We start from the raw sequence: 14,944 nt of genomic DNA, 5'->3' as shown, positions 1-14,944 counted from the left end.
ATGTCTTGTCCTGAAATATGGCTACAGGTTAAAATTGAATTAAGCTGATAATTGATATACCATATTCGGTGTTTTATAATCTAAAGATAAATGTAATCTTATTTCATTGTATAAATTAATTGCACTTTTTGCAGCTCTTTTAGCGTGTTGCACGTCAGTAAAGGTCTGGTCTAGGTAAAACTCATCTTTCAGGATGCCATTTACCCGTTCTGCCATGGCATTTTCGTAACAATGATTTTCTTCAGTCATGCTAATATCTATCTTTTTCCTTTTTAGTATTTGTGTATACACATTACTACAGTATTGTATTCCTCTATCTGAATGATGTATGAGTCCGCTAATATTTTTAGCTTGATTTATGGCTTTATTAAGTGCTCTCACGCATCCTTTTAGTTCCAGGCTATCACTTAGGTCATAACCCACTATTTTCCTAGAATACATATCTGTTATCAAAGCCAAGTAACAAAAGCCTTTTACTGTTCTAATATATGTAATATCAGATACCCAAACTTGGTTAGCTCTAGTAACTTTTAAGTCTTTAATAATGTTACTATACTTATAAAATCGATGATAAGAATTGGTTGTTCTAGCACTAGTTTTCTTTCTAAGTGTAAGCATATTATATTTTCTAAGGACATTAAATAAAGTATCTCTACCGACTTTTAAGTTAGCTTTTTCAAAATCGTCTTTCAATGATTTATCGAGTTTACGCACACCTTCTCTAGGAAGGGATTTGCGTCTTTTTTTAACTATATCAATAATCTGTTGCTCTAGTTTTAAACGTTTATCAGCTCTTTTTTTATGCTTGTAATAAGCATCACGTTTAAGTCCAAAGCAATGATTTATAGTTGTTAAAGAAGCAAATCCCTTAGATTTTTCTTTAGCTTTGATTAAGGCTTTATACTTAACTTTTTTTTTAGTTCAGCAATAGATTTATAACCAAGATCTTCTGCAGCAACTTCTAGATAGGATTCTTCTACCATAGCATCCAGATCCTTTTTAAGAAGCAATTTTTTAAGCTGTTCAATTTCCTTTTGAAGTGCTTTAATTCTAGATATTTCGTCTTTTGTTTCCACTTTTACTCTGGTATTCATTAAGTCTTTACGATTGTACTTTTTAATCCACACATTCACTGTTGTAGGTGCAATAGAATAGAGTTTGCATAATTCACTCTTGGTGTGTTTTCCGATTGTAAGTTCTGCTAAAATTTTTAATTTGAAAGGTTCGCTGTAACGTCTAATTACTTTGTCATTTTTGTACATAATGTTTAAAATTATGTAGCCTTTATTCAGGACGACTCAAAATGTGTGGCAACGTGATTGTGTATGGTTAGTTGCGTGGTTAAGCAACTAATTTAGCAAATAAATCACAAATAGAATATTCCGCAGGAATGTTCGTAAGTCGGCAGTGACCAAGCAATTAATTATACACGTTGTTAGCTTTTAGTGCTTTTTTATCTGCTTAATAATTCATTCCGATTTATGTTTTTTTGCTAATTTTTGTTTTCAAAGTTAGAGTAAATTCCGCAGTTTTCAATTCCGTAAACTTGCTCAAATTCCGCAATATTTAAATTCAGATTAGAGTAAGCAATTCCGCAACTCGCTAAATTCCGATTGCGTGAGATTCCGAGTTTCTAATTCAGTTTCCAATTCAGTTTTCGATTCCGCAAACGAGCTAAAAAGTCAGACGCAATTCAATTCAGAGTTTGAGTGAGCAATTCCGCAGTTGTATTTCATTCCACATTTGAGTGATAATTCCGTAAATCTTTGAAATTCGACACACCGTTTTTCTGATTTATCTTACTTAAAATTCTAAAAAAAAATCGAAAAATAAACAAGGCTTTTTTCAAACCGCAAACTTGCTCCAGCATTAAAGCTAACGTGTTTGTATATGATTAGTGGCGTGTTTCAAGCACGGAATTTAGCAAATAAACACCAAATAGAAAATCCGCGAGGATTTTCGTAAGTAGGCGATAACCAGCCATTAATTATATACGGTGTTGCCAACCGTTTTTTATTCCGCATTATAATTTTCGACCGTTTTCAACAATTGTTTTTCAAAGTTATAAATGTCGTCAATTGAATTTATAGGTTCCTTAATCTCCTTTTTGTTGTCGTCAAAAATGCTAATGTATTTATTTCCTCCGTTTAAATGAAGACGGCAAAGTGGCTTTCTATTATTGTCGTCTAATAAAATTCCAAAATAAGATTGAGTGTCTCTCGAAACAATTCTTTCTTTCGATAATTTTCTTCTCAAAATAGCAACTACAATTGCGAAACCTTCCAATTCCTCTTCTGTAGTTTCTACTTTACTTTTAGGTTCTTCCTCAACTTCTTCTACTTTCTGCTTTTCTACTTCTTTATTTAAGGCAGAATTTAGTCGGTCGCTTACTTTTTCGCTAATTATTTGTGTAAAAGCTTTATTTACAATTTCTGTAAATTCATCCATTACGTTTGAAGTAAGTCTTCCGTTATAAGCTTTGTTTGCAAATAGACGAACAAATTCTTGAGAAGGTGATTGAAGTTCTTGGTCAATCAGATTTTTTATTTCTCTTGTGTATTTTAAATTACTTGCATTGTCAACGATTTTAGAAACATCAAATTTTGATTTGTGGAATTTCTCAATTTCTTTTACAGTACTTTCTTTTAAGTTTGTAATATCAAATTCTAAAAATGGTTTTTCGTCCATTTTATTGGTTTCTTCTAAATCTGTATAGAATCTATAAATTATTCCATTTGTTAAAAGGGCAAATCTCGTTTTTGTAACGTGAAAATATCTAAATAATTGAGAGTTGTGAACGTTCAAATCTTGTTTCCAATTTTTACATTCTACAATTAAAATTGGTGCTCCATTTTGGAAAATAGCATAATCTACTTTTTCTCCTTTTTTTAGTCCTAAATCGGCAGTAAATTCAGGCACAACTTCTGTCGGATTAAATGCGTCATAACCTAAAATATTTATGAACGGTAAAGTGAAAGCGTGTTTTGTACTTTCTTCTGTTTCAATTCGGTCTTTCAGCTGTTCTACTTTGTCTGCAAGTCCTTTTAGTTGATTAAATAATTCCATATTTTTCTTATTAGTTCGATTTTTTTTTCAAATGGTTGGCAACGTCTCTGTATATGGCTCGTAGCGTGCAAATTATGAAATTATTTTCGGATGAAGCACGAGCCGAATTTTTTAATTTTTCTTATTATCTTTTCTCAATAAGCCAAATTAAAAAATTTGGCGGACTAGCAAATATACCTTAACTTTGATTAAGCAAATGACTAGCTATGAGCTATATACGTTGTTATATGCCGTTTTTAATACGTCCAGATTTTCGATATTGATTGATATAACGATTTACTTCTTTCCGCAATCTGTTCTTCATTCCATTCAGGTTTGTCTTGTAAATATTGATTGATTATTAACGTTGATTGACTACCAATTTCTCTTTTCTTAACCGAAAATGAAGAATTACTTACTGCTGGATTTAAGGATGAAGTTAATATTGTCAGATTTCCAATCGAATGCAACATTTTATTTCTTCCCTCAATTCGGTGAAATTTACCTTCTTTGTCGTCCTCTGTTCTAACTGCGTATGGCGAAAGTTCAAAATCCTCCGCTGAAATTAGTTGTCCGTCTAATGGCCAATGCTCAAACCAAGTTTGAGGTAGAATATGCTCAATGTGTAAACCTGTATTTAAAAAATTGACCTGTTCTTGTTTGCTACCTCTTTTAGACTGCTCAACTTCTAAAAGAATATTTGATATAGTTTTTGTTTTGTTTTTTTCTTCTCGATATAATGGTCTTTCTATTAATTTTTCTAACAGCATATTGTCTGAAGGCCATAAATTACCGTCAGAAGTTTTTGATTGTAAATGCGCTTTAAACGATTCAGCATCTTTATGTTCATTTAGGAATTTAAGGTATTCCAAAAAGACGTTGTTATAGTTCTTGGTTGTTAAACCACATAAAAATCTTCTTGTTAAATAAGAATCGAGAATTGTATAAATAGCATCTTTATTAGCTTGTGTTATCTCTGAATCTCCTTCAACGTAGAGTAGAAGAGGATACAATGTTGAAATGTCCATATCTCTCAAACGTTCTGCCAATTTTTCAAAACGTGAATTGCCTTTTGGATTTGTAAGTTTTTTAAAGATTTGACTATATCTATTTAGTTCCTTTAATTCTCCCTCAATATCTTCAAAATTTGCTTTGTTTAGCGTAAATAACTTGTAGTAATAAAATACTTGGTCATATCGAATTTCTGTTTGCAATTTTAAAGTCAAATAGTCAATAACGTAGAATTGTAAACGAGTTTCTGAATATCTACCACGACTTGTTCTATCGTGCCATCTATATTCCGCATTTGGGTCGTCAAATTCGTCCCAATATTCATCATATATTTCATCGAGATTTTCTTCATTGCTATTTGCTCGCATAAAAATATAATTTCTGATAAGGTCTGTTTCACTTAAAGAAGCTCCGCGACCATTCATAGTCTCAAAAATCATTTGTGGGTCGTCATTTTGCGTGAGTCCAATTTCGACAAATTGGAAATCTCTTTTTATGACTAAAAGCAAGTTTGTTATTAACTCTGTAATTTCAATATCAGATTGTTCGATATACTCGTTTAGTTTGTCATAGAAGAAAATGTAAGCTCCTAAAATATTATGTCTGCTTTTTGCAACATTTCGATAACTTTTAGGTCCAATTCCGTGTTCGCTCAAAACTGGCGTAATATGTAATTCTTCAACTTTTTCGTAAGTATTTCCAACGATTGATTTGAATATTTCTTTATTGAACTTTGTCGGTTCGAGTTTAAATTTTTGGTTTTCGTAATCTTTATCTCCGAAAGATTTATCGTTGAAAAGATATTTGTTTAATTCCTTGATTAAACTTTCGTCTTCCAAATGTTTGCGACAAACTTCTCTAAAAGATGCAATGAATAGTTGAAATGTCGTTAATCGTTGTTGTCCATCAATTACGTTATAAGTTGATAATGTACTTGTAGTTGTATTCTCGTGAAAAAGTACAATTGAACCTGTATAATGTGGATGAATTTTTTGTTTGTTCTGTCGTTCGTTGAACTTATTTATAAAATCCTCCCATAATGGCATCCATTGGTCTTGTTCGTTCCAAACGTAATGTCTTTGGAAAACTGGAATTTTAAATCGGATTTGTTTATTTAGTAATTCTTCTAATAGCGGTTTTCCTAAATTCATTCGTTTTTTACTGTTTTTTGATTGATGTACTGATGTTGGTCTTAAATGGCATATAACGTGTTTGTGTATGATTTCGTTGCGTGTTTCAGCAACTAAATTAGCAAATACAAACCAAATAGAAAATCCGCGAGGATTTTCGTAAGTAGGCTAGTACTAGCAATGAATTATACACGGTGTTGTAAAACGTTTTTATTTCATATTACTAATTGAAATCTATTCTTGATATTCTGATTGTAATATTTTCCAAAAGATTCTGCTTTTTTAAATTCATTCCACTTTGCAATTGGAACTTCTTTGTGAATATATGTTTTAGATTTTGTTTCTATTATTAAAAAACCATTAATTCCATTACAAGAATAAAAATCCGCATTGTAAATCCAAGAACTTTTACTTGTATCACAATTGTCTGTAATTTTGAATTCTGATGATTTTATGATTTTTAAAGCACTTTGATAAGATTCAAAGTCATTATTTATTTTACTACAATCTTGTCCACTACAAGATACTGTTTGTAAAACTATTAAAATTAAAAAAAATGGTCTGAAATGTTTTATCATATTAAAATTCATTTTCTAAATCTTCAAAAGCATTTTTAACATCGCTCATTGCACTTTCAACATCCCAAACATTCGATTGCCAATCCTCGAAACTAAAATCTCCAATTTCGCTGTTCAAATCGTCCAATTCATCACTCAAATCAGAAGTATAGCTTTCTAAATTTGATATTTTTTCTAAAGCTTCTTCCAGTTCAGAACTTTTGTCATCTAATTCATATTGTAAATCATCTATTTGAGAATGTAAATCAGATATTTGTGATTCTAAATCTGCTATCTGTTCTTGATTACAACTTATGATAGTTGTTGAAAATAATATTAGGTAAATAAGTTTTTTCATTGCTACTCTAATTTGTAAACGGTGGACTTGTAATATTCTACTTTCATTATACATTCTTTGGAATAGCCAGCGTATCCAAAATATCCATTGAATTTTATAAATAGATTGGTGTCTTTAACTTCGTATAAGTCTCCATCACCATCTGTCAAATCAATTTTGTAATCTCCTTTATCAACTTCTGTTTTCACATAGATATATTCAATTTCGTTTCCATCTTCGTCAAGAGTTCCATAATCGAGTTCTACTTTTTTATAAAATTCATCAACTGTGTAGCTATCCAAATCATCAAGATTTTGTCCAAATGATAAAGTTGATATAATAGCAAAAGTTAAAAATAGTATCGTTTTTCTCATTGTTTGTTGGTTTGGTCAAATGTTTTACAACGTTGTTGTATAAGATTAGTTGCGTGTTTTAAGCACTAAAGTTAGCAAATAAATCACAGATAGAAAGTCCGCGAGGACTTTCGTAAGTAGGCTAGAACTAGCAATTAATTTTATACGGTGTTAGCTGTAGTAATTTTCTTTATTCCAAAAAATGTTATAATAATTCCAATTCCAAATAACAGCCAATAAATAATGTTGAAATTATATCCAGTTAGCCAATTGTCATAAGAGGTTCCAATATTGTTTGTCGCAACTATAATTAAGTTTACAATGAAATGAAGTATTATACAATAACCGATTTTTTCAGTTTTCAAATAGATTATTCCGAGTATAACTCCGCTAATGAAAGTCGGTATTAAATTATTAGGTGTTTCAATATGCATTATTGAAAAGCAAATACTTGAAGCAATTATAGCTAAAATCGGTTTATTCTTTCCTGATAATTTTTCTAATAAAAATTTTCTGTAAAATAGTTCCTCGACTATTGGTGCAATTAACAATGTGGAAATCAGATTGTAGATTAAAGCAATATTATTTTTAGAACTAACAAAGGTATCATATGTAGAAATTCCTTGATAATATTCCATTATTTTATTGAAATCCCAAAAAGGTTTATTTATTAGTAACAAACCAATTCCAATGAGAGGTAAATACAAATATATTTGAGGATTATAATTCTGAACTTTAAGAGCTTTTTTAAAATCAAGATTTGGTTTCCAAAAGAAAATATAAATGAGTAAAAATGCTCCAACAACTGATACAATTCTAGTTATTCCAAATATATGAGTGAAGTCATCTGGTGCTCCAATCAAATATTTAATCGGAAGAAGTATTGCGAGTTGAATTATTGTCCAAAATACAAACGCTAAAACTGTATATAAAAATGCTTTAATTATACTCATTATTTTTATTGCGAACGATTTGGTTTTTATTACAGCTAACGTTGATGTGTATGATTTCGTTGCGTGTTTAAGCACTAAAGTTAGCAAATAAAAACTGAATAGAAAATCCGCGAGGATTTTCGCAAGTAGGCTAGAACTAGCAATGAATTATACACGGTGTTACCTGCTGGCTTTTATTCGTTAATAGTTTGTTCAATTTTGTCGTGTAAATTTTCTTTAATCCATTTGTTCAATCCTTCTTTTCCATCTCCTTTTGCTTGATGCCAAGGACTTTCTTCGTTAATTAGAACCTTTTGATTTTTCAAATCATATAATGAGTGATAAAGATTTCCACGTTCCATTATCAAATAGTCGTCTTTGATGAAAATTCGAATATTTTCTGTGTTTTTAGCTCCTTCGTCATAGTTAAAAAGGACTTTTTCTATTAAGTCATCTTTTTCTATTTTTTCTCTGTTTAATCTTTCCTTTCCGTTCCAACTGTCTTTTGGCATTTTGATAATATCCCATTGCATATCGTCAAATCCTGCCATTGTAAAGTAGAGAACATAATAATCGTTGTTATATTCCACTTTTTGTTGGTATAAATAGTCCTTAAAGAAAGACATATAAATATTTGCTTTTATGTCAGCATATTTCATAAACCCTTCTTGATTCAGTCCGTTTGAGATTGAATCCTTGTATTTTGGAGCAATAGTCAAACTATCAATTAATATTTTTTGATTTATCAGTTTGTCTATTTCTAATTCTGCTATTTGTCCAAAATAATAGTCAATTGTTTTATCTTCTATTTCATTCGTTTGAGATTGGCAACTAACAGTTAAAAAAGTTATAATTAGTATTAATATATATTTAATGTTCATAGGTTTCTTCGGCTTGCAGGTAACGTGTTTGTGTATGGTTTGTTGCGTGGTTCGGCTCTAAATTAACAAATAAAAACCGAACCAAGAAAATCCGCGAGGATTTCCGAAAGTAAGCACGGAAAAAGCAATGAACTATACACGGTGTTCTACGCAGTTTTTATTCCTTTTTTGTTTTTTCGCACGAGTCAAATTCCGATGTGTTTTTAAAATTCTGCACATTCTTTTTTTCTTAAAATCTCAAAAAAAATTCCGATTTTCATTCCGCAATATTTTTCCGCACGTTTTGCCATTCTGCTATTCAGCCCAAACCTTTGGATTTTCTAAATTTTCCTCGTTAAAGACTAAACTTGGGAAAATCCTTTTTTCATACAGTTCAGCCGTAACGTTTGTCGTTTCTGTTATTCAGCCGAAACTTGTCGGCTTACTAAATTTTCGATGCAAAGAACAGGTTTTGGGCAAATCCTAAATTCCGCTTTTTTCCACACGTTTTGTAATTCCGCAAGAGTAATTAATTCCGTCGTTTTTTTTCAGTTTCATTTTCAAATTCGGTTTCATTTTTCCCTTCTTAAAAATCCATAAACTTGAATTTTAAGCACAATTTTCGTTGGTTTGGTCAAATTGCGTAGAACGGTCTTGTATATGGCTCGTAGCGTGCAAATTAGAAAATAATTTTCGGAATAAGCACAAGCCAGATTTTTAAATTTTACTATTTATCTTTTTATTGGAAATCGTCAAATTTAAAAATTTGGCGACTTTCCAAATATGCCTTAACTTCGTTTAAGCAACTGATTAGTTATGAGCTATATACGTTGTTGCCATTAGTACTTTTCCGTCCATATTGTTTCAAACCTTTCGCACACAATTAGCATATCTTCGGTTGGTTTTCCTCCACTTTCTTTCATAAAATTCTCAAAAAAATCCCAATGTGCTTTTTTCCATTTTTTTAGTGGATCGACATCAGTTCCCATATCCAATTCAGCATACTCTTTTGAAATTTCATTAAATGGGATTGTATCAACACTTTTGGTTACAATAATCGCTTTGGCGTTTCCGTCAAAATCCGTTACAATTTGTTTGTTTCCTACTTTTGGTAAGTCAACACTATATTGCTTATATAAAGAATATAGACCTGAAGAAGCTTTCTTTTTTCCGTTTACTGTCAATTCCGCAAGTCTATTTGCATCTTCTCGATTGTTATGGAAAAAATCGGATTCAGGTATTTCTTCATTCTTGAATTCTGGATTTGACTTGGTAAATTCAGACCACATTTCTTTAACGGATTTTCCAGTTTCGTTTCCAGTTTGAATTTCCGTTTTCGATTCCGTTTCCACTTTTGATTCCGTTTCTTTCTTTGTTTCGTTTTTACAACTCATAAAAATCAAAAGCAGGAAAATTGCGGTATATCTCATAGTTTCTTTTGTATTAATGGCAACGGTCTCAGCTATGAGTAGTTGCGTGTTTTGGCGTTAAACTTTGCAAGTACACACCAAACTGAAAATCCGCGAGGATTTTCAGAAGTAGGCGAGAACAAGCAATTACTTATAGCCATTGTTGTACACCGTTTTTTAATTGTTTATAATATTCGTTTCTATTCGCATTTTCGGGAAGACCAGCAACTTGTCCGTCTCCCAATTCCATTATTATCCAACCTCCATTTTTCTTTTTTGCAACATCCATTGTAAAGAAGTTACTTTCTATGTTTTTCGCAATATTTTTAAAGAAATCAATATCTGGTTTTTCAGAGTCATAATTTCCCTCGTCCCAATAATTATAGATTTGGACTACATTTTTATTTAGAAATACAATTCTAAATTCTTTAGTTAATGGCATTCCACTTTTTGAGTGGTCAGTCAGAAATTCCAATTCCTCAAATTCACGAAACACAATTCCCTCATTCAGATAGTTGCCTCGTAATTCCAAAAATCTGTCGACAATTTTTTCCACTTTAGTTTTGTCAGAAGCGTTTGGGATAAAACAGGCATCATTCCAATTGTGTTTTTCAGATTTCACAAAATCCTTTACGATTATAGGCTTAACTCCAAATTCATTAGTTAGTTCAATGATTTTAGTTTTTGTTAAATCTTTAGTCCAATTTGATTTTGGTGTTTCTCCAACAATTTTGTCGTAAGAGTTCGGTAAGTAATGGCAATGTTCATATTCATTCGGATTGTTGATTAACTGAATATTCTTTTTTAAAAGTCCATTGTAGAATTGCTCGTAAACCTTTGGTACCATCATCCAACCACGATAAATTCCAAATTCTTTTGTTTCTGAACTTTTAATAAACTTTAGTGCTCCATTTATGTTTCCGTCTGTTAGTTCTTCGAAACTAAAAACGTGTGTTTCAAATCCATTTTCTTTCGCAGAATCGAATTCCGATTGGTAATCAGGTTCGACTACTTTATTGTCAATTACGCTATCGCAAAAAATGATTTTCATTGGTTCGTTCAAATGGTGTACAACGTTTATGTATATGAGCTGTGGCGTGTCCCGGCACAGACCTTTCCTGATAAAAACTGGCTTTGGAAAATCCGCAGGATTTTCCAAGTGAGGACTGACCAAGCCATAGCTTATATACTGTGTTGAACTAAACCTAAAGGTAGCTTCACGCGACGTTTCCATCACGATTCACTACCTTTAGGATCAAGGTTTAATGTAATACTCAATATTATGAAAAAAAAATGACACCCTCATTGAAAGGGCCATTATTTCGGTTCCTGGGTTTGCAACACTCTACCACAAGCTCAAGCGTTCGGTAGAACTCTCCGGCAAAAGCCAAAGCACCCTTACCAACTATGCCCGCTGTCTGGCGCACATCGGATTCCATTTCAACTGTAGTCCACTTGATCTGGATCAGGAACAGATCCTGGATTATCTGCACGTTTTAAAGTCACAGCACAAAACCCCTTCGGACAGTTTTTTCAAGCACACCGTTTATGGACTTCGCTATGCCTACCGCATCTTTGGGATGAAAGAAATGCGGGTCATACTTCCTTCCATTGAACGCCCCAAGAAACTCCCCGTGGTATTGAACCAAAGGGAGATAAAAAAACTGCTGAAGACCCCAAAATTGCTTAAGCATCGATTGGTTCTTTCTATGCTCTATGGTTGTGGGCTCCGCAATTTTGAGCTTCGCAACCTTCAGCGTAAGGATCTAGATTTCGACAGGAAGATGCTGCACGTGCGCCAAGGCAAGGGTCGCAAGGATCGCTACGTTCCCTTGTCCGAGATGCATATTCGGGGTCTAAAGAAATATCTACTGGCAGAAAACCCAGTCACTTGGTGCTTTACTGGCAATGACAAGACAGGTAATCCAGTTAAAATTTCCTCACAAGGGGTACAATGGATTGTCCGAGAGGCTCGCAAGCGCAGCGGAATCCCAAAGGAAATTACCGCCCATATTCTGCGCCATAGCTATGCTACCCATCTTTTGGAGATGGGCCTGGACATCATGAGCATAAAAGACCTCTTGGGGCACGCAGATATCCAAACGACCCTTATCTACCTTCATGTGGCACAATCGGGTAGGCAAAAGCCGTTCAGTCCGTTGGATAGGCTTTATGACCAATAGAGATGTCCTATCCCGATTATGAAGTAGCGCACGTACTGGAGCGTAACAGGGAGCACCTTGCCCATTATTGTGCCAACAGTTGGCAGGTTCGCACCCTTCACGCCTTGCGCAAGTGCCGCACTGCCGCCTTGGGCGGCCATATAGATCGTTGCGACAATGCAAGGTGCCATAAGCTTCATCTTAGCTACAACAGTTGCCGCAACCGCCATTGTCCCAAGTGCCAGGGACACAAGAAGGAAGAATGGATACAGGCAAGGGAGGCAGATTTACTAAAGGTCTCTTACTTCCACGTGGTCTTTACCTTGCCCTGTGAGCTGAACCGGTTATGTCTATACGGGCCAAAATTGGTGTACAACCTTTTGTTCAAAACAGCCTGGAGTATCATTGGAGATTTTGGTACCAACCCCAAGTTCTTGGGCGCCAAGATGGGAATGATCGCCATCCTGCACACCTGGGGACAGAACCTCTCGTTGCACCCACACCTGCACTGCATTGTTCCAGGGGGCGGTATTACTAAATCTGGCAAATGGAAACCCAGCAAAGGCAAGGGAAAGTACTTGTTTCCTGTAAGGGCGATGAGCAAGGTGTTCAGGGCCCGTTTTGTAGCTGGCCTACGCAAGGAGTTGGGAAAATCGAAGTCCCCTTCTTTTTACGAAAGTCTGTTCAAAAACCAGTGGGTCGTCTATTGCAAACGTCCATTCTTTGGACCCTCGCAGGTAATAGAATATCTAGGACGCTATACCCATAAGATCGCGATAAACAACCATCGGATAAAAAGTCTTGAAAGTGGAAACGTTCGGTTTATGGTAAAGGACTATCGACACGGAGGTAAAAGAACGATACTCGAACTGCCCGATGCTGAATTTATAAGGCGTTTTTCGCTGCATATCCTGTCTAAAGGCTTTACCCGTATCAGGCACTACGGCATCTTGAGCAGCTATTATAAAAGAACGATCATCCCAGGATTACAGGAAGAGCTCGGTAAACCAGAATTTAAAGCAACGGAGCCTTTAATGCACCGCAGGTGCCCGGTCTGCAAGCAAGGAAACCTCGTTACCATCGCGACCTTCCCTGCCCGTGGGCCACCGCAACACTGGCAAGAACAAATCAAAAAAAAGTTAAACAGACCTAATGAAAAAACGTGAGTCCCGACGTAATGGGACTCCTATGGCCAAAACGTAAGAAAACGACCAGATAAAACTAAAAAATAGAGAAGAGAAACTACAACATGTAAAGTGCGCTTTGATTCCTTGGCAAAAACAGAAGCCAACGACCCCGAATCACGAAAGACCAACTACTGAAAATCCATTCCAAACTAGACCAATCCCCATAGAGGCAAACCGAAAAGCTCCGGTTCAGTCAACACTGCATTCATGTTGGGTCGTACCGACCACACGAATGCTTAGTTATTGTAAGCAGTTTTTATTCAAATTTCATTTCAAAGAGTAGATAATGTTCAATTCCAAATTTCTCTCCCCATTTTTCAATTTCCTTTCCGCTTGTTCCAACTTCGCACCAAGATTTTGAACCATCTTCTCTTTCATAAGGTAGAATATAAGCCAACAAATAGAATTTTTTATTATATCCTATTTCCATTTTGCTTTCCTCCGCTATATTTCTTAAGCTATATTCATTAGTTTCTATTGCATCGTATTCTTTGGTTATTGAAAAACGTGGAAACTTAAAAGTCATTTTTAATTTGTTTTTATTAGTTAATTTAGAAATGACTTTTAAATTCAAGATTGTATCGTTGACTTTTTCAAATTGTTCTATTCCGATGGTTTTACTGTCAAATACGATAGTATCACGTACAATTTTTCCATCCCAAATCTCTTTTACTGTCAATTGGTAACTTTTTTCTTTTAATTCTTTTCCGACAAATTTCAATTTCAAATATTCAATTCCCTCAAATTGAAGAATATCCCTTATTTCTGGATTATTGGATGAATAGTCCGAAATCATTTTCAGTCCGTTTTCAGATGTTTGTCCGAACGATAAATTTGTTAAAATCAGACATAGTAAAATTAAGATGTTTTGTTTCATTTCGTGATTTTTGTTTAAATTGCTTACAACGTTTAGTGTATGAGCAGTGGCGTGGTTCGTCACGGACAACTGCAAACAGGTACTTGCCATTGGAAATTCCGCAGGAATTTCCAAGTAGGCGAGGACAAGCCATTGCTTATACACATTGTTCTACACCGTTTTTTATCCGCTGTTATTCATTTTAAACGTTCTCAAACATTGGATTAATATAGCCATATTTTTCTTTAATTCATCCGTCTGTGATGCAGAAGCCGTCAAATTAAAAAAAACTCCTTTTGTTTCACTTTCCAAAACGAAACTTACGGTTTCAATTTCGCCATAAGTTTCTGTATTCGATTTGGTGTGCAGAAAATATGCTTCTTCATTAAGTAAATTAGTTTTACCAGTTTCGATAACTTTCGCGTCCCAATTAGTTTCAAGTAATTCAAGATAGTAATCAAATTCAGATTCCAAATCTTTCCTGTCTCCGAAACTCTTAATTTTTTGAATTGAAAGAATATCAACAAATCCATCTTTGTCAGGATTTGAAACTGCATCTATTCCAAAAAGGATATTTTTGTTTTCGTAATCTTCTACTGTCCATTCCCAATTAATCGGAATAGAGATTGAAAAATCGCCATTTGGATATTCAATTTTTTGTTTAGTCACTTTTACTGAATAATTGGCGTAATTATCCAACGTGTTTTGTCGATTTGAGCAGGAAGCTGTCAAAATCAATAATGTTAATGCTATGAGGAATGTTTTTTTCAAATGGTGTAGAACGTGAGTCTGTGCATCAACTCAATTCGGACTAAAATTAATGAATCAATTGCTATTTAGAGAGCGGTTAAGGTAGTATTTCTTTTGGCTTTAAAATATGGATTTGTATCGCCTAATAAAAGAAAGCTATCCATATAGTCCAAAATCCCTTCAAATAGGGTCGAAAGTTCAGGCACAAGCGTTTTCAGCCTGTTTTTCAATACCTCTGGTCCAAGAATGGACATAAGCCGAGTGAGGTTGTAACAGATCATCATCAGATTTACCTCGGAGAGTACATTTTGTTTCCCCCTCATCAAAGTATGGGTAAATCCCCATTGCCTTTTCA

The 14,944-nt window shown here is 34.0% G+C and carries 15 protein-coding genes; 2 read left to right on the top strand and 13 right to left on the bottom strand.

What is annotated here, in order from left to right:
* Positions 1-39 precede the first annotated feature (39 nt).
* From G525_RS0117210 to G525_RS0117145, 11 genes are all read right to left on the bottom strand, one after another.
* On the bottom strand, positions 40-891 hold the full coding sequence (locus tag G525_RS0117210; RefSeq protein ID WP_027127251.1) for an IS3 family transposase: 852 nt from the start codon (positions 889-891) through the stop codon (positions 40-42).
* Complete coding sequence (locus tag G525_RS0117205) at positions 891-1,262, bottom strand: transposase (protein WP_027127250.1); 372 nt, start codon at positions 1,260-1,262, stop codon at positions 891-893. The genes G525_RS0117210 and G525_RS0117205 overlap by 1 nt, the downstream gene beginning before the upstream one ends.
* Positions 1,263-2,013: 751 nt before the next feature.
* On the bottom strand, positions 2,014-3,066 hold the full coding sequence (locus G525_RS0117200) for a type I restriction endonuclease (RefSeq protein WP_027127249.1): 1,053 nt from the start codon (positions 3,064-3,066) through the stop codon (positions 2,014-2,016).
* A 236-nt stretch (positions 3,067-3,302) separates the two neighbouring features.
* A complete protein-coding gene (locus G525_RS0117190; protein ID WP_027127248.1) occupies positions 3,303-5,207 on the bottom strand; it encodes a DUF262 domain-containing protein in 1,905 nt (634 codons plus the stop codon).
* Positions 5,208-5,401: 194 nt separating this feature from the next.
* Entirely contained in the window at positions 5,402-5,764 is a 363-nt protein-coding gene (locus G525_RS0117185) for a KTSC domain-containing protein (protein ID WP_169514459.1), read from the bottom strand.
* Between the two features lies 1 nt (position 5,765).
* The gene (locus tag G525_RS0117180) at positions 5,766-6,101 is read right to left on the bottom strand and encodes a hypothetical protein (protein ID WP_027127246.1); all 336 of its coding nucleotides are present in this window, start codon (positions 6,099-6,101) and stop codon (positions 5,766-5,768) included.
* 2 nt (positions 6,102-6,103) lie between these two features.
* The gene (locus G525_RS0117175; RefSeq protein WP_027127245.1) at positions 6,104-6,454 is read right to left on the bottom strand and encodes a hypothetical protein; all 351 of its coding nucleotides are present in this window, start codon (positions 6,452-6,454) and stop codon (positions 6,104-6,106) included.
* 140 nt (positions 6,455-6,594) lie between these two features.
* Entirely contained in the window at positions 6,595-7,386 is a 792-nt protein-coding gene (locus tag G525_RS21920) for a CPBP family intramembrane glutamic endopeptidase (RefSeq protein ID WP_157491967.1), read from the bottom strand.
* A 173-nt stretch (positions 7,387-7,559) separates the two neighbouring features.
* Positions 7,560-8,246 (bottom strand): hypothetical protein, encoded by a 687-nt coding sequence (locus tag G525_RS0117165; RefSeq protein ID WP_027127244.1) that lies wholly within the window; start codon positions 8,244-8,246, stop codon positions 7,560-7,562.
* Between the two features lie 818 nt (positions 8,247-9,064).
* On the bottom strand, positions 9,065-9,655 hold the full coding sequence (locus tag G525_RS0117150; RefSeq protein ID WP_027127243.1) for an ASCH domain-containing protein: 591 nt from the start codon (positions 9,653-9,655) through the stop codon (positions 9,065-9,067).
* 130 nt (positions 9,656-9,785) lie between these two features.
* Positions 9,786-10,868 carry an ATP-grasp domain-containing protein gene (locus G525_RS0117145; RefSeq protein ID WP_245577819.1) on the bottom strand — a complete coding sequence of 361 codons (1,083 nt, stop codon included), beginning with the start codon at positions 10,866-10,868 and terminating at the stop codon, positions 9,786-9,788.
* A gap of 346 nt (positions 10,869-11,214) precedes the next feature.
* Here G525_RS0117145 and G525_RS0117135 point away from each other — a divergent pair, with 346 nt between their 5' ends.
* On the top strand, positions 11,215-11,817 hold the full coding sequence (locus G525_RS0117135) for a tyrosine-type recombinase/integrase (RefSeq protein ID WP_342662768.1): 603 nt from the start codon (positions 11,215-11,217) through the stop codon (positions 11,815-11,817).
* 2 nt (positions 11,818-11,819) lie between these two features.
* Positions 11,820-12,962: an IS91 family transposase gene (locus G525_RS0117130; RefSeq protein ID WP_027127239.1), complete on the top strand. Its 1,143-nt coding sequence runs from the start codon at positions 11,820-11,822 to the stop codon at positions 12,960-12,962.
* 277 nt (positions 12,963-13,239) lie between these two features.
* On the opposite strand, the gene G525_RS0117125 is transcribed toward G525_RS0117130, so the two are convergent.
* Together G525_RS0117125 and G525_RS0117120 are read right to left on the bottom strand one after the other, a co-directional pair.
* On the bottom strand, positions 13,240-13,779 hold the full coding sequence (locus tag G525_RS0117125; RefSeq protein WP_157491966.1) for a hypothetical protein: 540 nt from the start codon (positions 13,777-13,779) through the stop codon (positions 13,240-13,242).
* A 243-nt stretch (positions 13,780-14,022) separates the two neighbouring features.
* Positions 14,023-14,571, bottom strand: a complete 549-nt coding sequence (locus G525_RS0117120) for a hypothetical protein (RefSeq protein WP_157491965.1) — start codon at positions 14,569-14,571, stop codon at positions 14,023-14,025.
* Between the last annotated feature and the right edge of the window lie 373 nt (positions 14,572-14,944).

It is taken from the genome of Gelidibacter mesophilus DSM 14095 (assembly GCF_000423005.1).
Taxonomy (GTDB): Bacteria; Bacteroidota; Bacteroidia; order Flavobacteriales; family Flavobacteriaceae; genus Gelidibacter; species Gelidibacter mesophilus.
This window is presented reverse-complemented; position numbering and strand designations above follow the sequence as displayed.